This window comes from Thioalkalivibrio sp. ALR17-21 (genome assembly GCF_000420185.1).
In the GTDB taxonomy this organism is placed as follows: Bacteria; Pseudomonadota; Gammaproteobacteria; order Ectothiorhodospirales; family Ectothiorhodospiraceae; genus Thioalkalivibrio; species Thioalkalivibrio halophilus.
This window is the reverse complement of sequence record NZ_ATUL01000008.1, coordinates 50525-69562: the sequence shown is the minus strand read 5'-3', so window position 1 is coordinate 69562 and position 19038 is coordinate 50525. Positions and strand designations below refer to the sequence as shown.

The window sequence follows — 19038 nt, the reverse complement described above, 5'->3', positions numbered from 1 at the left end:
GAAGTGGGGGCACTCGGTTAATGCGGGTCCAGGGAGAGCGCATCTCCCGCATCCGGGGTTCCCGGTTCGTCCGTCGGGGCCTCGTCCAGCTCGATATCGGTCATGCGGCAGCCGACTTCCGTGAACAGTGTAGTGCCCGTGCGCTCTGCGTCCAGAGCCAGCACGCGTGCGCGGCCGTTGAGCCAGACCACGAGGCGCTGTTCGTGATCCAGTTCCTGTGCCGGCAGCATAAGTGCCGCCCCCTCCTGACCGATGCGGACCGGCGCGAACAGCCCCGGTCGTGGCTCGCGCACGGCACGGCCGGCGCGATACAGCTGGACCAGGACCGGCATGCAGCGCTGGGCGAGATATTCCACGCCGATGCTGATCTCGTCGTCGGTTTCGAAGCGGATCCAGCGCAGCACCCCCACGGTCCACCCGATCTGACCGGGGTCCTGTTCGCGCAGTCCGACCAGATCCCCGATCAACAGTGTCTGCTGCGGATTCTGCAGGCGCAGGCGGACACCGCCGGCGCCGATGTCCTCGACCTGCCAGTGCTCCGGCTGCTGGCGCTTGACGATCGGGGCCTTTGGCTCTTCGTGGTCTGCGATTTCCAGGCCCCGGCCAACGTCCTCCCAGGCGTGGCCGGCCCGGTCGGTACCCTGGTCGGCCAGGGGGTGCGGATCGTCGTCGGGCTCCGTGGAACGGTGGCCGTCACTGAGGCTCAGTCCGCTGTCGGCGCGCGCAGCATCCGACATCTGAATCACGTTAACCGTGGCCGGTCGTCCATCGGGATGAACGTCGTCGTCTTGCGGGGCCTCGGTTGTCGCCGTATCGGTGGGTGCCGGCCGGGCAGGGCCCTGCCGGCTGTCCAGTGCCGCCTGCATGTAGGCCTGGATGCGGGTCAGGCCGAACAGGCAGTAGCGTTGTTCGTTGACGCTCTCGCGCGAGTGGCGGCGGGTGGGCAGGCGCGACCACAGGCGCAGCATGCGCTCGGCCAGAGTGCGACCGTCGGCCCGGCGTGCGGGGTCCAGCGATTCGGGCTGGTTGCGCAGGGCTTCGAGCAGGGGGCCGAGTTCGACATGCGTGCTGTTTTCTCCGGCCGGCAGGTTGCGCAGTACGAGGCCGGGCGGGTGATCGGTATCGAGGTCCGCGCGCAGCACCGGAAGATCCGGGTGCTCCTCCGGATTCGGGGTCGCGCTGCCGTGCACCGGGAGCTCGGCGATCCAGCGTGCCAGGAGGTCGATGTCGCCGATCTCCAGCGCGTTGACGCCGGTGCTGCCCAGCACGAACAGGCGTGCCGTGGTGGCGTCGATGGTGTCGGGGCCCAGCGGGCTGATGGCCTCCCGGCGCAGCGCTTTTTGCTGATCCACGCCCAGCTCACGGGCGAAGAACAGCAGGCCGTAGATCTGTCGCCACAGCCCCCGCGGCAGCGGCTGGTACAGGCGCCAGTGATGGATGGCCAGCGCGGCCAGGGCATCCACGGCGGCCTGCAGGTGGGGAACGGCCTTTTCGCGCGATGCCTTGTTGCTGGGCACGCTGACCGGGGTCAGCAGAAGGTGCATGTTGGCCAGTTCGCGCAGGGCGTCGCCGAAGATCCGGGCACGATGCAGACTGCGGTTGGCCAGAGGCAGCGGCCGGCGACGCAGGCCGCGTTCGACTTCCGGGATCAGCGGCAGCAGATGTTCTTCGATGAGGTCTGCTAGTTCGTCCCGCACGCCGGGCTTGAGCGCGACCCGGTTGAGGGAGCCGAGAACGGCGCAGAGCTTTTCGATGGCCGCCTCGCGGTCGGCGCGGGGCAGATCTTCGCACCACGTACGCAGGGCCCTGACCGTGTGCGGCGGGAAACCCTCCGGCTCGGGTTCGGTCTCGGGCAGGGGTGGAAAGACGGCATCCGAATCGATCATGGCCTGTTCCGGCAATAGTGGGATATCCCCAGAAGGTACCCGATCAAAAGTCGGGGTAAAAGTCGGGGAATGACGATTGTTTCGCATTGGCGTCTGTCGGGGGATTATTCAGGCGTGTTTCCCCCGAGCGGGGTCTTTCCCGGCTCGCCGGGGATCTCGCGGACCCGGCGCGGCAGCAGGTAGCCCGGCAGACGGCGGTGCATCTCCGCGTACAGCACGGCAGCACGCTCCGCTCCGACCTCGAAATGGGCGGTGCCGCGGGTGCGATCGAGGCAGTGCAGATAGTAGGGCAGCACGCCGTGGCGGAACCCGGTTTCCTGCAGGTCGACCAGGGTGTCGGCGTCGTCGTTGACGCCGGCGAGCAGTACGGCCTGGTTGAGGAGGGCGATGCCGCTGGCCCGCAGGCGTTCCAGGGCGCGATCGGCCGGGGCCGCGAATTCGCGCGGGTGGTTGGCATGCAGTACCAGCACGTGCTGCAGGCGCCCCTGTCCCAGCCAGCCGAGCAGGGCGTCGTCCACCCGCTCCGGCAGTACCACCGGCAGGCGGGTGTGGATGCGCAGGCGTTCGAGGTGGGGGATGGCTTCCAGACGGGCCACCAGACGCGCCAGCCGGCTGTCGGACTGGCTCAGGGGGTCGCCGCCGCTGAGGATGACCTCGTGGATGTCGGGACGCGCGGCGAGGTACTCCAGGGCCGGGCCCCAGTCGTCGCGCGCCGGGTTGTGGTCGGCGTAGTCGAATTCGCGGCGGAAGCAGTAGCGACAGTGGACCGCGCAGGCCCCGGTGGTCAGCAGCAGGGCGCGTCCGGCGTACTTGTGCACCACGCCCGGAGCCGTCAGCGCGTCATGGTCGCCGACCGGGTCGGCGACGAAGCCGGGCACCTCGTCGGCCTCCTCCGCCAGCGGAAGCACCTGGCGCAGCAGCGGGTCCGCCGGGTCGCCGGGCGCGATCCGGGCGAGCCAGCTCTCGGGCACGCGGATCGGGAAACTTGCGTGGCCGGCGTGCATCCCGGGCAGGTGCTCCGGGGCGAGGGACAGGCGCCGGGCGAGGGTGGCCGGGTCGCGGATCGCGGTAGCCAGCGACTGTTGCCAGCGGGGCGTATGGGTTGCCGGCGGCGTACGCGTTATCATGATCGGATTTTTGGGCATGGTCGGTTCCCGGCGGGACGGCCGGCCCGCGTCGTTTGAACGGCTGGAAGAACTGGCTGGAAACCTTCGAGGACTACGCGCAATGGCAACCTACAGTACCAACGAATTCAAGGGCGGTCTCAAACTCCTGCTGGACGGCGACCCGATGTCCATCGTCGAGAACGAGTTCGTCAAGCCGGGCAAGGGGCAGGCCTTCAACCGCGTCAAGCTGCGCAACCTGCGCACCGGGCGCGTGGTGGAGAAGACCTTCAAGTCGGGCGAGTCGGTCGAGGCCGCCGACGTGCTCGAGACCGAGATGCAGTATCTCTACAACGACGGCGAGTTCTGGCACTTCATGACCCCGGAGAGCTTCGAGCAGTATGCGGTGAGCAAGGCCGCGCTCAACGGCTCCGACCAGTGGCTGAAGGAACAGGACATGTGCACCGTGACCCTGTGGAACGGCGAGCCGCTGTCGGTGGAGGCGCCGTCCTTCGTCGAGCTGCAGATCACCCAGTGCGACCCGGGCATCCGCGGTGACACCGCCCAGGGCGGCACCAAGCCGGCCACCCTGGAGACCGGCGCGGTGGTCAAGGTGCCGCTGTTCGTCGAGGAGGGTGAAACCATCAAGGTGGACACCCGCAAGGGTGAATACGTCTCGCGCGTCTGATCCGGCGTCCGTGTCGGACTGGCGGCCGCGGGCCGCCGGAGCCCGCGTGGCCCGGGCCCGCCTGCTGGCCGAACTGCGGGGCTTCTTTACGCGCCGCGGCGTGCTGGAGGTGGAGACCCCGATCCTCGGTCGGGGCACGGTCCTCGACCCCGCCATGGAGAGCTGGCACGCGCAGGCCGGCGATGGCGCCGGCGGGCGCATGGAGGGCTGGCTGCAGACCTCGCCGGAATACCCGATGAAGCGCCTGTTGGCGGACGGGGCGGGCGACATCTACCAGATCGCTCGGGTGTTTCGGGGCGGCGAAAGCGGTGCCCGCCACAACCCCGAGTTCAGCCTGCTGGAATGGTATCGTCTCGGGCTCGACGACCGGGCGCTGGCCGACGAGGTGGTGACCCTGCTGCAGGAGGTCACTGCGGCGGACCCGGCCTGGCACGTGCCGGACCCGGAGCCGCGGGTGGTCGCCTACCCGGACCTGCTTGACGAGGCCCTGGGCGTCGATGCGCTGAACGACGACGCGGCGCGCCTGCAGGCCGTGGCCGCGCAGCGCGGCCTGACCGTCCACGGGGAACTGGACCGCGACGCCTGGCTGGATGCTTTGGTGTCTCTGTGCGTGGTGCCCGGGTTTCCGCCGGGACGCATCACCATCCTGCACGACTACCCGGAGAGCCAGGCGATCCTCGCCCGGCGCAGTCGCGAGCGTCCCGGCTGTGCCGCGCGTTTCGAGGTCTACTGGGGCGATCTGGAGCTGGCCAACGGCTACTTCGAGCTGACCGACCCGGTGGAATTCCGCCGGCGCCGCGAGCAGGACCGGGCGCGGCGGCGCGCGCGCGGCCAGCCGGAACCCGCGGCCGATCCGTTCCTGGAGGGTGCGCTGGAGGCGGGACTGCCCGACTGCGCCGGGGTGGCGCTGGGGGTGGACCGCCTGCTGATGCGCCTGCTGGGCGAGGACGATATCCGGCGGGTGATCGATTTCCCCTGGGGACGCGCCTGAAGTGCCCGCGGGGTTGGCTCAGTCCCGGCCGGTGTAACGGCCCAGGGCGCTGCGAACCTGCACCTCGGTTTCGGGCGTCAGCGCCGGTTCCAGTTCCAGCGGGCCCGGGGGCAGCAGGAGGACCACCGAGGACCCCAGGTTGAAGCGGCCCATCTCCGCGCCGCGCTCCAGTGCGATGTCGCGTTCCGGCCAGGTCACGCAGCTGGCCTCGCGGGCCGCGGGCGGCGTGATCTCCCCGGCCCATACGGTCTCGATCGAGCCCACGTTCTGGGCGCCGATCAGGGCCGTCGCCATAGGGCCGAAGCGGGTGTCGAACAGCGCCACCACGCGCTCGTTGCGGGCGTAGATGCGCGGCACGTGACGCACGATACGCGGGGCCACCGAAAACAGCCGCCCGGGGACATGGATCGCGTGGGTCAGCGTGCCGTCCAGCGGCATATGCAGGCGGTGGTAGTGGCGCGGGGACAGGTACAGGGTGACGAAATGCCCGTCGCGAAATGGCACCGCGAGGTCGTTCTCGCCGCCCAGCAGTTCTTCCACCGAGTAGTCGTGCCCCTTGGCCTGGAAGATGCGCCCGGCCTCGATGCGCCCGCTGGCGCTGACCCGCGCATCCGCCGGGCTGACCACGGTGGCGGGATCGCCCTCCAGCGGGCGTACCCCGTCGCGCAGGGCACGGGTGAACAGGGCGTTGAAGCTGGGGTAGGCGGCGATGTCCGGCTCCGCGGCCTCGCTCATGTCGAGCCCGAACCGGCGCACGAAGGCACGCAGCAGCGGCTGCACGCGCGGGGACTCGATGCGGGCCAGCCGGTGCACCAGCCGCGACAGGGCGTGATGGGGCAGGGCGTGGGACAGGCGGGCAAGCCAGGGGTCGACGGCGCTCATGGGGTTCTCGTGGCGTGGGATCGGGTGCATGATGCCGGTCGCGGTTTATCATGACGACCCTTCAACCCCTCCCGGAGTGTGAAAATGGAACCCGGTACCGGTTTGCTCACCCTGCGCGACTTCATTCGCTACGGCGCGTCGCAGTTCCGCGCAGCGGGGCTGTCCTTCGGGCACGGCACCGACAACGCCTTTGACGAAGCCGCCTGGCTGACCCTGCACGCGCTGCACCTGCCGCTGGACCTGGAGGCGCACTGGTGGGACAGCCGGTTGACCGAGGCGGAGCGCGAACGGGTCGAGGGCCTGCTGCGCGAGCGCATCCAGTCGCGCAAGCCGGCGGCCTATCTGGCGCGCGAGGCGTGGTTCGCCGGGTTGCCCTTCCACGTGGACGAGCGCGTGCTGGTACCGCGTTCACCCTTCGCCGAAGTGATCGAGTCGGGGTTCGAACCGTGGGTGGATCCGGACGCCGTGGAGCGCGTGCTGGACCTGGGCACCGGCGCGGGCTGCATCGGCATCGCCGTGGCGCTGGTGCTGCCGCAGGCGCGCGTCGATCTGGCCGACATCTCGCCGGATGCGCTGGCGGTGGCGCGCGACAACGTGGCGCGTTACCAGCTGGAGGACCGGGTCCGGCTGGTCGAGAGCGATGTCTTCGAAGGGCTGGGGCCGGAGGATCGCTACGATCTCATCGTGACCAATCCGCCGTACGTGGACGCCCGCGACATGGCCGAACTCCCGGACGAATACCGTCACGAACCCGAACTGGGGCTGGCGGCCGGGGAAGACGGTCTCGACATCGTGCGCCGCATCCTCGCCGGCGCGCGCCGGCATCTGACCGACGAGGGGGTGCTGATGGTGGAGGTCGGCAACAGCCAGGAGGCCGTAGAGGATGCGTTCCACGACATCCCGATGGTGTGGCTGGATTTCGAGGCCGGCGGTCACGGGGTGTTCGTGGTGCGGGCAGAGGACCTGCCCGCGGACTGAAGCCGCACCGGAGGGGCGCGGATCAGCACTGCTCCCAGGGCAGGCCGTGGTAACGCCACCCGCCCACGGTGGAACGGTGGTGCTGCTCGTCCAGCGGACCCTCGAAACCCTCTTCCACCGAATACACGTTGTGCACCCCGGCCTGCAGCAGGGCCTCGGCGGCCGCCAGGGTGCGCTTTCCGCTGCGGCAGATCAGGTACACCGACGGGGCGTCCTCGGCGGTGTCCATGGCCCCGCCCAGCAGCAGCTTGCGCACCTGCGGCACGAAGTCCGGGTTCACCGTCCAGTCCGGTTCGTCGATCCACGGGATGTGGATCGCCCCGGCGGGGTGTCCCACGAACAGGAACTCCATGGTCGAACGAACATCGACCAGCAGATCCCGGGGCCGTTCGCGCAGGCGCTCCCGGGCCTCCACCGGGTGGATGCGGGGGACGTCGGCGCCGGTGTCCGGCGAGTGTCCGTGCGGGTCGGAATGTTCGCTCATGCGATGGTCTCCGGTTGCAGGGTTACATGGCGAAGTCCAGTTCTTCCCGGATCGCCTCCATGCCTTCTTCGGCGCAGGCGCGGTCCAGATCGCCGCCCGGGGCGCCGGAGACCCCCACCGCACCGAGCATGCGGCCGGCGGCCTCGATCAGGATGGCCCCGTCCAGCATCAGGATGCCGTCGACGTTGTTCATTTCGTCACGGATATCCTCGCGGTTGGCCACGAAGTCACCGGAGTCCAGGCCGGACATGACCGAGGCGCGGGCCTTGTCACCGGCGATCGAGATGGTCTGCGGTGCGGCCCGGTCGTCGCGCATGACGACGCGATCGTTGCCGCTGCGGTCCACCACCACGGCGCTGACCTGGTGTCCGTCGTCGCGGCAGGACTGCACGGTGGCCATCGCCAGCTCCTGGGCCAGGTCCAGGTTCAGGCTGGGCAGCTCGGTGTAGACGTCGGCCGCGGCCGAGCCGCCGAAGCCCAGCATCCCGCTCAGGACGGTGGCCAGGGCGGTGCGGCGGAGTGATTGCAGACGGGTCATGGAGAACTCCTTGCGGTTGAGTGACAGGAGCATAGACGAAAGGACGGCGACGCGGATTCCGGTGGTGGTACCCGGGTCGCTTCCATGGGCGGGCGACATCCCCGGCGGCTGGCGGTAAACTGGCGCCATGTCAGGAAACAGCTTTGGACGACTGTTCGTCGTCACCACATTCGGCGAGAGTCACGGACCGGCCCTGGGCGGGATCGTGGACGGCTGCCCGCCCGGGATCCCGCTCACCGAGGCCGATCTGCAGAAGGACCTGGACCGGCGGCGTCCGGGTCAGTCGCGTCATACCACCCAGCGGCGCGAGCCGGATCAGGTGCGCATCCTGTCCGGGGTGTTCGAGGGCGTGACCACCGGCACCCCCATCGGGTTGCTGATCGAGAATACCGATCAGCGCTCGAAGGACTACGGCGAGATCAAGGACCAGTTCCGGCCGGGACACGCGGACTACACCTACCACCGCAAGTACGGCGTTCGCGACTATCGCGGGGGCGGGCGCAGCTCCGCGCGCGAGACCGCGCTGCGGGTGGCGGCCGGGTCGGTGGCCCGGCGCTTCCTGGAGGAGCGCTACAGCATCGTGATCCAGGGCTGGCTGTCGCAGCTGGGGCCGCTGGGGCTGGAGGAGAAGGACCTCGCACGCACCGAAGATAACCCGTTCTTCTGCCCGGATCCCGACCGGGTCCCCGAGCTGGAAGAATTCATGGACCAGCTGCGCAAGTCGGGGGATTCCATCGGGGCGCAGGTGACGGTGGAAGCCCGGGGGGTCCCGGCCGGCTGGGGCGAGCCGGTGTTCGACCGCCTGGACGCCGAGCTGGCCCACGCCCTGATGAGCATCAATGCGGTCAAGGGCGTGGAGATCGGGGCCGGCTTTGACAGCGTGGCCCAGCGCGGCACCGAGCACCGCGACGAAATCACCCCGGAGGACGGTTTCCTGTCCAACCATGCCGGTGGCGTGCTGGGCGGGATCTCCACCGGTCAGGCGCTGCGCGCGAACCTGGCGCTCAAGCCGACCTCGTCGATCCGCCTGCCGGGCCGCAGCATCGACACCGCCGGCGAGCCGGTGGAGGTGGTGACCAAGGGGCGTCATGACCCCTGCGTGGGCATCCGCGCCGCGCCCATCGCCGAGGCGATGACGGCGCTGGTGCTGGCCGATCACGCGTTGCGCCATCGCGGTCAGAATGCCGACGTGCCGGACCGCGGCCCGCATCCCGGGGAAGGCCCGGGACCCGAGTCCGGGTATCGCTCCGGGTAATGCGCCGGAGGCGTGACCCCGGCTCCTGAGTCCGGGGTCACGCCTCCGGCGTCGATGCCCGGGGTCGAGCCCCGGCGCCTTTCAGCGTTTTCACCCTCCGTGCCGGATCCGGCACGGAGCGTTATCCGTGGTTCCGGTCGTGACGCCCAATCTGCGCCTGTCCAGCTTCTACTTCTTCTATTTCGCCACCATCGGGGCGTTCATGCCCTACTGGGGGCCGTATCTGTCCGAGCTGGGGTTCTCCGGCTCGCAGATCGGCGAGCTGATGGCGATCGTGCTGGCGACCAAGATCATCGCGCCCAATGTGTGGGGATGGCTGGCGGATCGTACCGGCACCCACATGCCGCTGGTGCGCTCGGGGGCGCTGGCGGGGCTGATCGCCTTCACCGGGGTGCTGCTGTATTCCGGCTACTGGTGGCTGGCGGCGGTGATGGCGGTGTTCAGCTTCTTCTGGAACGCGATCCTGCCGCAGTTCGAGGCCACCACCCTGCGGACCCTGGGACGCGACAGCCACCGCTACGCCCTGGTGCGGCTGTGGGGCTCGGTGGGCTTCATCGTGGCGGTGGCCTCGCTGGGCTGGTTGTTCGACTACATCGAGGTCGCGTGGCTCCCGTGGCTGGTGCTGCTGCTGTTCGTCGGACTGTATGCCAGCACGCTGCAGGTCCCGGAGCCGCCGCGTGACGAGGTGGCCGAGAACAACGTGCCGTCGATCGGGAGCGTGCTGCGGCGGCCCGAGGTCATCGGGCTGTTCCTGGCGTGTTTCTTCATGCAGGCGAGTCACGGGCCGTACTATGCATTCTTCACCCTGTACGTGGAGGAGGCGGGTTTCTCCCGCTCGATGGCCGGGCAGCTGTGGGCCCTGGGCGTGCTGGCCGAGGTGTTCCTGTTTCTGATCACGCCGCGACTGATCCTGCGTTTCGGCGCGTGGTTCCTGGTGACCCTGGCGCTGGTGCTGACCACGCTGCGCTGGTCGCTGCTGGCGGCGGTGCCGGAGTCACTGCCGATGCTGCTGTTCATCCAGACCCTGCATGCCTTCAGCTACGGGGTGTATCACGCGGCGGCGATCTCGCTGATCCATTATTTCTTCCCCGGCCGGCTGCAGGGGCGCGGACAGGCGCTTTATTCGTCGCTGGCCTTCGGCATCGGAGGTGCGCTGGGCAGTCTGGCCGCCGGCTATCTGTGGGACGGCGTGGGCTCGGCCTCGGTCTACGTGCTGGCCGCGGGGCTGGCGGCAGCCGGGGTAGTGGCCTCGCTGTTCGGCCACTGGCGCCACCGGCGAGTGGCGGCCCGGACCCGGGCGGGCTGACGCATCGCCGGGGCTCGCGTAGGCTTTGTGCAACTGACAGGAGGACGCAACGATCATGATCCGAGTAGCAGTCGCGGGCGCCGCCGGGCGCATGGGCCAGAACCTGGTGCGCGCGGTGGAGGAACACCCGCAGGCGGAGCTGGGTGCGGCCAGCGAACGCCCCGGCAGCGAGGCCATCGGCCAGCCGGTGGATACGGCCGGCCGCGTGCACCTGGTGGAGGATCTGGGCACGGTGACCGGGGATTTCGACGTGCTGATCGATTTCACCCGCCCCGAGGCAACTATGGAACACCTCGAGATCTGCCGCCGGGCGGGGCGCACCCTGGTGGTCGGCACCACCGGCCTGGATGCGACGCAGGAGGCGGCGCTGCGCGAGGCGGCCAGGGAGCATGCGGTCGTGTATGCCCCCAACATGAGCGTCGGGGTCAACCTGACCTTCAAGCTGGTGGAGCTGGCGGCGCGGGCCCTGGGCGACAGCACTGACGTGGAGATCCTTGAGGCCCATCACCGGCACAAGGTGGATGCCCCGTCGGGCACCGCGCTGCGCCTGGGGCGCATCGTGGCCGACACCCTGGGGCGCGACCTGGAGCAGGACGCGGTGTACGGCCGCGAGGGTCACACCGGCGCGCGCGAGCGCAGCACCATCGGCTTTGCCACGGTGCGCGGCGGCGACATTGTCGGCGAGCACACCGCGCTGTTCGCCGGCGAGGGCGAGCGGGTGGAGATTACCCACAAGGCTTCGGACCGCGGGATCTTCGCATCCGGGGCGGTACGTGCGGCGGTGTGGGCCAGCGAACGCGGCCCCGGGCTTTTCGATATGCAGGATGTCCTCGGCCTGCGCGAGCTGTGACGCCGCGTTGGACGGGGATTTGGGCCCTGGCGTACACTTGTTACATCCCGTTTGATGATCCCCTGCCGGAGGTTCGCCCGTGCCCGCGCCCGCCCTGCTCGTCCTTGAAGATGGCACCGTGTTCCATGGTCAGGCGATCGGCGCCCTCGGCCAGACGGTTGGCGAGGTGGTGTTCAACACCGCCATGACCGGCTATCAGGAGATCCTGACGGATCCCTCGTATGCGCGGCAGATGGTGACCCTGACCTATCCGCATATCGGCAACACAGGGACCAACCCGGAGGACGACGAGTCGTCGCGGGCGCAGGCCGCCGGGCTGATCGTGCGCGACGTGCCGCCGCTGGTGTCGAATTTCCGCTCGCGCGAATCGCTCCCGGATTACCTGCTGCGCCACGGGATCGTGGCCATTTCCGGCATTGATACCCGCAGGCTGACCCGTCTGCTGCGAGAGAAGGGCGCGCAGAACGGCTGTATCCAGGCAGGCGAGGTGGACGAGTCCGCGGCCCTGGCCGCCGCCCGCGAGTTCCCCGGCATCAAGGGCATGGACCTGGCCCGGGAAGTCACCACGCGCAAGCGCTACGAGTGGCTGGAGGGCACCTGGCAGCTGGGCGGGGAGCCGCGGCAGCTGAGCCCGGACGCGGCCGAGTATCACGTGGTCGCCTACGACTTCGGAATGAAACAGAACATCCTGCGGATGATGGTGGACCGGGGCTGCCGGGTGACCGTGGTCCCGGCCGAGACCTCGGTGGACGAGGTGATGGAGCTGTCCCCCGATGGCGTGTTCCTGTCCAACGGGCCGGGGGACCCTGAACCCTGCACCTACGCAATCGAGGCGATTCGCGGTTTCTGCGAACGCCGTGTGCCGCTGTTCGGGATCTGCCTGGGGCACCAGCTGCTGGGGCTGGCCAGCGGGGCGCAGAGCGTGAAGATGAAATTCGGCCACCACGGAGCCAACCACCCGATTCGTCACGAGGCCAGCGGACGCGTGATGATCTCTTCGCAGAACCACGGGTTCGCGATCGACGAGGACCGTCTGCCCGGGACCCTGACGCCGACCCACCGTTCGCTGTTCGACGGTACTCTGCAGGGGGTCGCACGGACGGACTGTCCGGCGTTCAGCCTGCAGGGCCACCCGGAGGCGAGCCCGGGGCCGCATGACGTGTCCGCGGCGTTCGACGATTTCGTCGAGATGATGCGCGCCGCCCGCGCCTGAGAATCCCGGCGGCGCGCCCCGCGTGCCGTCCGCCGAACCCGAATCCTGACCCGACAGCCAGCGAGAGGGCCTCATGCCCAAGCGTACCGATATCCAGAGCGTCCTGATCCTCGGGGCCGGCCCGATCGTGATCGGCCAGGCCTGCGAGTTCGATTACTCCGGCGCCCAGGCCTGCAAGGCCCTGCGCGAGGAGGGCTACCGGGTGATCCTGGTGAACTCCAACCCGGCGACCATCATGACCGATCCGGAGATGGCGGATGCCACCTATATCGAACCGGTCGAATGGAAGACGGTGGAGAAGATCATCGCCGCCGAGCAGCCGGATGCCCTGCTGCCGACCATGGGCGGACAGACCGCGCTGAACTGCGCGCTGGACCTCTCGCGCGAAGGGATGCTGGAGAAGCACGGCGTGGAGATGATCGGCGCCAACGAGGCGGCCATCGACATGGCCGAGGACCGCGATCACTTCAAGGCCGCGATGGCCGACATCGGCCTGGACACCCCCACCGCGGAGCTGGCGCATTCCTGGGAAGAGGCGCAGCAGATCCAGCCGCGCATCGGTTTCCCGGTGATCATCCGGCCGTCGTTCACGCTTGGTGGTTCCGGCGGCGGCATCGCCTACAACCGCGAGGAGTTCGAGTACATCGTCAAGAACGGGCTCGACCTCTCGCCGGTGAACCAGGTGCTGCTGGAGGAGTCTGCGCTGGGGTGGAAAGAGTTCGAGATGGAGGTGGTCCGCGACCAGGCGGACAACGCCATCATCATCTGTTCGATCGAGAACGTCGATCCGATGGGAATCCATACCGGCGACTCGATCACCGTGGCCCCGGCGCAGACCCTGACCGACAAGGAATACCAGATCATGCGCGACGCCTCGCTGGCGGTGCTGCGCAAGATCGGCGTGGAGACCGGCGGCTCCAACGTGCAGTTCGCGATCAACCCGGAGAACGGGCGCATGATCGTGATCGAGATGAACCCGCGGGTGTCGCGTTCCTCCGCGCTGGCCTCCAAGGCGACCGGCTTCCCGATCGCCAAGGTCGCCGCCAAGCTGGCGGTGGGGTACACCCTCGACGAGCTGAAAAACGAGATCACCGGCGGGCTGACCCCGGCGTCGTTCGAGCCGTCGATTGACTACGTGGTCACCAAGATCCCTCGCTTTACGTTCGAGAAGTTCCCCCAGGCCGATGCGCAGCTGACCACGCAGATGAAGGCCGTGGGTGAGGCCATGGCCATCGGCCGGACCTTCCAGGAGTCCCTGCAGAAGGCGCTGCGCTCAATGGAGACCGGCATGGACGGACTGGACGAGCGCATCGATCTCGATGCGCAGGATGTGGTGGAACGCTTGCGCACCGCACTGGCCAACCCGACGCCCGACCAGCTGCTGTACGTGGCCGACGCCTTCCGCCATGGCTTCAGCGTGCAGGACATCTTCGAGCTGACTGCCATCGACCCCTGGTTCCTGGCGCAGATCCAGGAGCTGGTGGATCTGGAAAAGGCGGTGCGCGACCGCATCCTCGGCGAGATCGATGCCGAGGAGATGTACCGGCTGAAGCAGCGCGGGTTTTCCGACCTGCGCCTGGCCCGGCTGCTGAACGAGACCGAGAAGGCCGTGCGCAAGCACCGTCATCGTCTTGGCGTGCGCCCGGTGTACAAGCGGGTGGACACCTGTGCGGCCGAGTTCGCCACCACCACCGCATACATGTATTCCTCCTACGAGGAGGAGAACGAGGTGGAGCCGACCGACCGGCAGAAGATCATGGTGCTGGGCGGGGGTCCCAACCGCATCGGCCAGGGCATCGAGTTCGACTACTGCTGCGTGCATGCCGCACTCGCCATGCGCGAGGACCAGTACGAGACCATCATGGTCAACTGCAACCCGGAGACGGTTTCCACCGACTATGACACCTCCGACCGGCTGTATTTCGAGCCGCTGACGCTGGAGGACGTGCTGGAAGTCGTGGAGACCGAACGGCCCACCGGCGTGATCGTGCAGTACGGCGGGCAGACCCCGCTGAAGCTGGCGCGCGACCTGGAGGATGCCGGGGTCCCGATCATCGGCACCAGCCCCGACTCGATCGACCTGGCCGAGGACCGCGAGCGCTTCCAGGCCCTGCTGAACAAGCTGGGGCTCAAGCAGCCGCCCAACCGCACTGCGCGCAGCGAGGAAGAGGCCGAGAAGCTGGCCGACGAGATCGGCTATCCGCTGGTGGTGCGTCCGTCCTACGTGCTGGGCGGGCGCGCGATGGAGATCGTGCGTGACCGCGAGGACCTGCGCGGCTACATGCAAAGCGCGGTCTCGGTCTCCAACGAGGCGCCGGTGCTGCTGGACCGTTTCCTCGACGACGCGATCGAGGTCGACATCGACGCCGTCTGCGACGGCCAGGACGTATTCATCGGCGGGGTGATGGAACACATCGAACAGGCCGGTGTCCATTCCGGAGATTCCGCCTGCTCGCTGCCACCGTTCTCGCTGTCGCTGGAGCTGCAGGAGCGCATGGTGGATCAGGTGCGCAAGATGGCCGTGGGCCTTCGCGTGGTCGGTCTGATGAACACCCAGTTCGCGGTCAAGGGCGACGACATCTACGTGCTGGAGGTCAATCCGCGTGCCTCGCGCACCGTGCCCTACGTGTCCAAGAGCGTCGGTCTGCCGCTGGCCAAGATCGCCGCGCGCTGCATGGCCGGAACCTCGCTGGCCGAGCAGGGCGTCGGCGGCGCGGTGTTCCCCGACTACTATTCGGTCAAGGAAGCGGTTTTCCCGTTCGCCAAGTTCCCGGGGGTCGACCCGATCCTCGGGCCGGAGATGAAGTCCACGGGCGAAGTGATGGGGGTGGGCCGCAGTTTTGCCGAGGCCTTTGCCAAGAGCCAGCTGGGTGCGGGCGTTCTGCTGCCGTCCACCGGCAAGGCCTTCGTGTCAGTGCGCGACATCGACAAGCCGGAGGTTACCGGGATCGCCCGGCGGCTGGTCGAGCTGGGCTTCGAGGTGCTGGCCACCCGGGGCACCGCCGGGCTGCTGGAAGAACAGGGCATCGCCGTGACCCGCGTGAACAAGGTCACCGAGGGGCGCCCGCACATCGTCGACATGATCAAGAACGACGAGGTCAGCTTTATCATCAATACGGTGGAAGGCAAGCAGTCGACTGCCGATTCCTACACCATTCGGCGCGAGGCCCTGATGCACAAGGTGGGTTATACCACCACCATCGCCGGGGCCCGGGCCACGGTCCAGGCACTGGACCATCTGGAGGGCAGCGAGGTGTTCCGCTTGCAGTCGCTCCACCAGGAGAACCGAGCAGGAGGGTTGGGTTCATGAAGAAGACACCGCTTACCTTGAACGGCGCCGAGAAGATGAAGGAAGAGCTGCGGCGCCTGAAGGCCGAAGACCGGCCGAAAGTGGTCAACGCGATCGCCGAGGCGCGTGAGCACGGGGACCTCAAGGAAAATGCCGAGTACCATGCGGCGCGCGAGCAGCAGAGCTTCATCGAGGGACGGATCCGCGAGCTGGAGGCGACCCTGTCCAATGCCGAGATCATCGACGTGACCGCCCTGCCGCAGACTGGCAAGGTGGTGTTCGGCACGACGGTGGTGCTGGAGGCCACCGAGGACGGGCGCGAGGTGACTTACAAGATCGTCGGGGACGACGAGGCCGATATCAAGCAGAACATGATTTCGGTGTCCTCGCCGATCGCCCGGGCGCTGATCGGCAAGGAAGAGGGCGACATCGTGACCGTTCAGGCGCCCGGCGGCGAGACGGAATACGAGATCCTCGAGGTGCGTTACGTCAACTGACGGGCTCGAGGCTGACCTTCGGCGCCTCCGGGTTGCGCCGGAACAGCGTGGCCACGTGGCCGATGCGCTGAACCAGCTCCGCGCCGGTGCGCTCGCACATGTCGTGGATGACCTCGGCGCGGGCGTCACGGTCGCCGATCCCGACCTTCACCTTGACCAGTTCGTGATGGGCCAGCGCCTGTTCCAGTTCGGCCAGCACTGCCTCGGACAGGCCGTGGCGACCAAGGGTCACGACGGGCTTGCGCGGGTGGGCGAGGCTGCGCAGATGGCGGCGTTGCGCGTCAGTCAGATTCACGGGAGGCTTGCTTCATTTTGAAACGGTACGAGTGTAGCACGCCGCCGCCGGCACGAAACCGGGGGGCGGGCGATGCCTAAGCGCAAGCGCTCCAGTCAGCGCTGGCTGAAGGAGCATTTCGATGACCCGTACGTGCAGCGCGCGCAGCAGGAAGGGTATCGTGGGCGTGCGGTCTACAAGCTGGAAGAGCTGGACCAGCGCGACCGCCTCCTGCGGCCCGGCATGCGCGTGGTGGATCTGGGGGCGGCCCCCGGAGGGTGGACCCAGTACGCGGCCGGGCGCGTCGGGCGCAAGGGCGTGCTGGTCGCCTCCGACATCCTGCCGATGGACCCGGTCCCCGGCGCGGAGGTCGTGACCGGGGATTTCCGCGAGGACGAAGTGCTGGACCGCATCCTCGAGACCCTGGGCGGCGAGGGTGCGGATCTTGTGCTTTCCGACATGGCCCCCAACCTTACCGGTACGGATGCCGTTGACCAGCCGCGTTCGATCCATCTGTGCGAGCTGGCGCTGGATCTGGCGCTGCGCGTCCTGAAACCGAATGGCGCGTTTCTGGTCAAGCTGTTCCAGGGGGAAGGCTCGGATGCCTACCTTGCGGAGCTGCGCCGGTGTTTCGCACAGGTGAAGGTGCGCAAGCCGAAGGCGTCGCGGCCCCGCTCACGCGAAGTGTACGTATTGGCGCGGAACCCACGGGATGTGTAACGATCCATTAGTATCCACGCATACGCGTTCGGCCCAGCACAGCTTTTGAGGTGTCGTTTTGAATGGCCTGGTAAAGAATCTGATCATCTGGGCGGTGATTGCCGTCGTCCTGATGTCCATCTTCAACAATTTCGCGCCCGATCCCGAGCAGCAGGCGACGCGCAGCATCACCTACTCGGAGTTCATCCAGCAGGTGCAGAGCGGTCGCGTGGACAGCGTCACCATCGAAGGTGACAAGATCTCCGGGCAGATGGCCGACGGAGAGCGCTTCTCCACCGTCAACCCGAACGATTCGGGGCTGATCGGCGATCTCCTCAACCACAACGTGGAGATCAACGCCGAGGAGGAGGCCGAGCGCGGCCTGTTGATGAGTATCCTCATCAGCTGGTTCCCGATCCTGCTGCTGATCGCCGTGTGGATCTACTTCATGCGGCAGATGCAGGGCGGTGGTGCTGGCGGCAAGGGCGCGATGTCCTTCGGCAAGTCCAAGGCCAAGCTGATGTCGGAGGATCAGGTGAAGGTTACCTTCGCCGACGTGGCCGGCTGCGACGAGGCCAAGGACGAGGTCGTGGAGCTGGTCGACTTCCTCAAGGACCCGGGCAAGTTCCAGAAGCTCGGCGGCCAGATCCCGCGCGGCGTGCTGATGGTCGGCTCCCCGGGTACCGGGAAGACCCTGCTGGCCAAGGCGATCGCCGGAGAGGCCAAGGTGCCGTTCTACAGCATCTCGGGCTCCGACTTCGTCGAGATGTTCGTGGGCGTGGGCGCCTCGCGCGTGCGCGACATGTTCGCCGAGGCCAAGAAAAACGCCCCGTGCATCATCTTTATCGACGAGCTGGACGCCGTCGGGCGTCAGCGCGGCGGCGGCATGGGCGGTGGCGGTCACGACGAGCGCGAGCAGACCCTCAACCAGCTGCTGGTCGAGATGGATGGCTTCGAGGGCACCGAGGGCGTGATCGTGATCGCCGCGACCAACCGTCCCGACGTGCTGGACCAGGCGCTGCTGCGTCCGGGCCGCTTCGACCGTCAGGTCGTGGTGCCGCCGCCGGACGTGCGCGGTCGCGAGCAGATCCTCAACGTGCACATGAAGAAGACGCCGATCGCGGAAGACGTGAACCCGCACAAGATCGCGCGCGGCACGCCGGGCTTCTCCGGTGCGGACCTGGCCAACCTGGTCAACGAGGCGGCGCTGTTCGCTGCCCGCGCCGGCAAGCGCCTGGTGGACATGAGCGACTTCGAGCGCGCCAAGGACAAGATCATGATGGGCGCCGAGCGCCGCTCCATGGTGATGTCCGAGGACGAGAAGAAGCTGACCGCCTATCACGAGGCCGGGCACGCGATCGTGGGGCTGACGGTCCCCGAGCACGACCCGGTGTACAAGGTCAGCATCATTCCGCGCGGCCGGGCACTGGGTGTCACCATGTTCCTGCCGGAGGAGGATCGTTACAGTCACTCCCGGACCAAGCTGGAGAGCCAGATCGCCAGCCTGTTCGGCGGGCGCCTGGCCGAGGAGATCATCTTCGGCGAGAAATCGGTGACCACGGGGGCATCCAACGACATTGAGAAGGCCTCGCAGATCGCGCGCAACATGGTGACCAAGTGGGGCCTGTCGGAGAAGCTGGGACCGCTGGACTATGGCGAAGACGAACAGCAGTCCTTCCTCGGACCGTCGATGGGCAAGCCGAAGCAGATGTCGGACGACACCGCCAATGCGATCGACGAGGAAGTGCGCAAGATTATCGATACCCATTACAACCATGCGCGTCAGATCCTGGTAGACAATCTCGACAAGCTGCACGCGATGGCGGGCGCGCTGATGAAGTACGAGACCATCGACGACAAGCAGATCGGGGACATCATGGCCGGTCGCGAGCCGCGTGAACCCGCCGACTGGAACGATGGTTCCTCCGGCGGCGACGATGCCGGCACTCCGGCCGGTGAAGGCGAGGCCGGGGACGGCTCTGACGATTCTCGCGACAGCGACAGCGACAGCGACCGCGGGGTGGTCGGCGGGCCCGCGCCGCAGTCCTGATCGACGTTCGGCTCCGCCGCACTCCGGGGGGCTGCCCGCGCATCATCATGGCCGC

Annotated in this window: 17 protein-coding genes; 11 read left to right on the top strand and 6 right to left on the bottom strand. The window is 68.0% G+C overall.

Annotation, left to right across the window (positions count from 1 at the left end; translation table 11 throughout):
• Positions 1-17: 17 nt before the first annotated feature.
• Both G020_RS0106105 and epmB read right to left on the bottom strand, forming a co-directional pair.
• Positions 18-1886, bottom strand: a complete 1869-nt coding sequence (locus G020_RS0106105) for a hypothetical protein (protein ID WP_018946377.1) — start codon at positions 1884-1886, stop codon at positions 18-20.
• A gap of 104 nt (positions 1887-1990) precedes the next feature.
• The gene (gene epmB, locus G020_RS0106100; protein WP_024328990.1) at positions 1991-3013 is read right to left on the bottom strand and encodes an EF-P beta-lysylation protein EpmB; all 1023 of its coding nucleotides are present in this window, start codon (positions 3011-3013) and stop codon (positions 1991-1993) included.
• A gap of 100 nt (positions 3014-3113) precedes the next feature.
• On the opposite strand from epmB, the gene efp reads away from it, so the two are divergent.
• Together efp and epmA are read left to right on the top strand one after the other, a co-directional pair.
• Positions 3114-3677: an elongation factor P gene (efp, locus tag G020_RS0106095; RefSeq protein ID WP_019589311.1), complete on the top strand. Its 564-nt coding sequence runs from the start codon at positions 3114-3116 to the stop codon at positions 3675-3677.
• Positions 3678-3687: 10 nt separating this feature from the next.
• Positions 3688-4668 carry an EF-P lysine aminoacylase EpmA gene (gene epmA / locus G020_RS0106090; protein WP_024328989.1) on the top strand — a complete coding sequence of 327 codons (981 nt, stop codon included), beginning with the start codon at positions 3688-3690 and terminating at the stop codon, positions 4666-4668.
• Positions 4669-4686: 18 nt separating this feature from the next.
• On the opposite strand, the gene asd is transcribed toward epmA, so the two are convergent.
• Entirely contained in the window at positions 4687-5550 is an 864-nt protein-coding gene (gene asd / locus G020_RS0106085) for an archaetidylserine decarboxylase (RefSeq protein ID WP_018946374.1), read from the bottom strand.
• A gap of 84 nt (positions 5551-5634) precedes the next feature.
• On the opposite strand from asd, the gene prmB reads away from it, so the two are divergent.
• The gene (gene prmB, locus G020_RS0106080) at positions 5635-6528 is read left to right on the top strand and encodes a 50S ribosomal protein L3 N(5)-glutamine methyltransferase (protein ID WP_018946373.1); all 894 of its coding nucleotides are present in this window, start codon (positions 5635-5637) and stop codon (positions 6526-6528) included.
• Between the two features lie 22 nt (positions 6529-6550).
• Here the strand turns inward: prmB and G020_RS0106075 are convergent, their stop codons facing one another.
• A complete protein-coding gene (locus G020_RS0106075) occupies positions 6551-7012 on the bottom strand; it encodes a rhodanese-like domain-containing protein (protein WP_024328988.1) in 462 nt (153 codons plus the stop codon).
• Between the two features lie 22 nt (positions 7013-7034).
• Complete coding sequence (locus G020_RS0106070; RefSeq protein ID WP_081647393.1) at positions 7035-7583, bottom strand: heme-binding protein; 549 nt, start codon at positions 7581-7583, stop codon at positions 7035-7037.
• 94 nt (positions 7584-7677) lie between these two features.
• Here G020_RS0106070 and aroC point away from each other — a divergent pair, with 94 nt between their 5' ends.
• The 6 genes from aroC to greA all read left to right on the top strand — a co-directional run bounded on the left by aroC (position 7678) and on the right by greA (position 15960).
• On the top strand, positions 7678-8805 hold the full coding sequence (aroC, locus tag G020_RS0106065) for a chorismate synthase (protein ID WP_024328986.1): 1128 nt from the start codon (positions 7678-7680) through the stop codon (positions 8803-8805).
• Between the two features lie 139 nt (positions 8806-8944).
• A complete protein-coding gene (locus tag G020_RS0106060; RefSeq protein WP_024328985.1) occupies positions 8945-10111 on the top strand; it encodes an MFS transporter in 1167 nt (388 codons plus the stop codon).
• Between the two features lie 55 nt (positions 10112-10166).
• A complete protein-coding gene (dapB, locus tag G020_RS0106055; protein ID WP_024328984.1) occupies positions 10167-10961 on the top strand; it encodes a 4-hydroxy-tetrahydrodipicolinate reductase in 795 nt (264 codons plus the stop codon).
• Between the two features lie 79 nt (positions 10962-11040).
• On the top strand, positions 11041-12174 hold the full coding sequence (carA, locus tag G020_RS0106050; protein ID WP_024328983.1) for a glutamine-hydrolyzing carbamoyl-phosphate synthase small subunit: 1134 nt from the start codon (positions 11041-11043) through the stop codon (positions 12172-12174).
• 73 nt (positions 12175-12247) lie between these two features.
• Positions 12248-15484 (top strand): carbamoyl-phosphate synthase large subunit, encoded by a 3237-nt coding sequence (gene carB, locus G020_RS0106045; RefSeq protein WP_024328982.1) that lies wholly within the window; start codon positions 12248-12250, stop codon positions 15482-15484.
• On the top strand, positions 15481-15960 hold the full coding sequence (gene greA, locus G020_RS0106040) for a transcription elongation factor GreA (RefSeq protein ID WP_018869971.1): 480 nt from the start codon (positions 15481-15483) through the stop codon (positions 15958-15960). Before carB ends, greA begins: the two co-directional genes overlap by 4 nt.
• On the opposite strand, the gene yhbY is transcribed toward greA, so the two are convergent.
• Positions 15953-16255, bottom strand: coding sequence for a ribosome assembly RNA-binding protein YhbY (gene yhbY / locus G020_RS0106035; protein ID WP_018946365.1), 303 nt, complete (start codon positions 16253-16255; stop codon positions 15953-15955). The genes greA and yhbY overlap by 8 nt on opposite strands.
• 72 nt (positions 16256-16327) lie before the next feature.
• Between yhbY and rlmE the strand changes: the two genes are divergently transcribed.
• Positions 16328-16954 carry a 23S rRNA (uridine(2552)-2'-O)-methyltransferase RlmE gene (gene rlmE, locus G020_RS0106030; protein WP_018946364.1) on the top strand — a complete coding sequence of 209 codons (627 nt, stop codon included), beginning with the start codon at positions 16328-16330 and terminating at the stop codon, positions 16952-16954.
• A gap of 58 nt (positions 16955-17012) precedes the next feature.
• Complete coding sequence (ftsH, locus tag G020_RS0106025; protein WP_024328981.1) at positions 17013-18983, top strand: ATP-dependent zinc metalloprotease FtsH; 1971 nt, start codon at positions 17013-17015, stop codon at positions 18981-18983.
• Positions 18984-19038: the final 55 nt, after the last annotated feature.

Excerpts from the sequence above, each read along its gene's own strand:
- G020_RS0106105 (WP_018946377.1), bottom strand. The coding sequence starts at position 1,886 with ATGATCGATTCGGATGCCGTCTTTCCACCCCTGCCCGAGACCGAACCC.
- epmB (WP_024328990.1), bottom strand. The coding sequence starts at position 3,013 with ATGATAACGCGTACGCCGCCGGCAACCCATACGCCCCGCTGGCAACAG.
- efp (WP_019589311.1), top strand. The coding sequence starts at position 3,114 with ATGGCAACCTACAGTACCAACGAATTCAAGGGCGGTCTCAAACTCCTG.
- asd (WP_018946374.1), bottom strand. The coding sequence starts at position 5,550 with ATGAGCGCCGTCGACCCCTGGCTTGCCCGCCTGTCCCACGCCCTGCCC.
- prmB (WP_018946373.1), top strand. The coding sequence starts at position 5,635 with ATGGAACCCGGTACCGGTTTGCTCACCCTGCGCGACTTCATTCGCTAC.
- G020_RS0106075 (WP_024328988.1), bottom strand. The coding sequence starts at position 7,012 with ATGAGCGAACATTCCGACCCGCACGGACACTCGCCGGACACCGGCGCC.
- G020_RS0106070 (WP_081647393.1), bottom strand. The coding sequence starts at position 7,583 with ATGCTCCTGTCACTCAACCGCAAGGAGTTCTCCATGACCCGTCTGCAA.
- aroC (WP_024328986.1), top strand. The coding sequence starts at position 7,678 with ATGTCAGGAAACAGCTTTGGACGACTGTTCGTCGTCACCACATTCGGC.
- dapB (WP_024328984.1), top strand. The coding sequence starts at position 10,167 with ATGATCCGAGTAGCAGTCGCGGGCGCCGCCGGGCGCATGGGCCAGAAC.
- carB (WP_024328982.1), top strand. The coding sequence starts at position 12,248 with ATGCCCAAGCGTACCGATATCCAGAGCGTCCTGATCCTCGGGGCCGGC.
- greA (WP_018869971.1), top strand. The coding sequence starts at position 15,481 with ATGAAGAAGACACCGCTTACCTTGAACGGCGCCGAGAAGATGAAGGAA.
- rlmE (WP_018946364.1), top strand. The coding sequence starts at position 16,328 with ATGCCTAAGCGCAAGCGCTCCAGTCAGCGCTGGCTGAAGGAGCATTTC.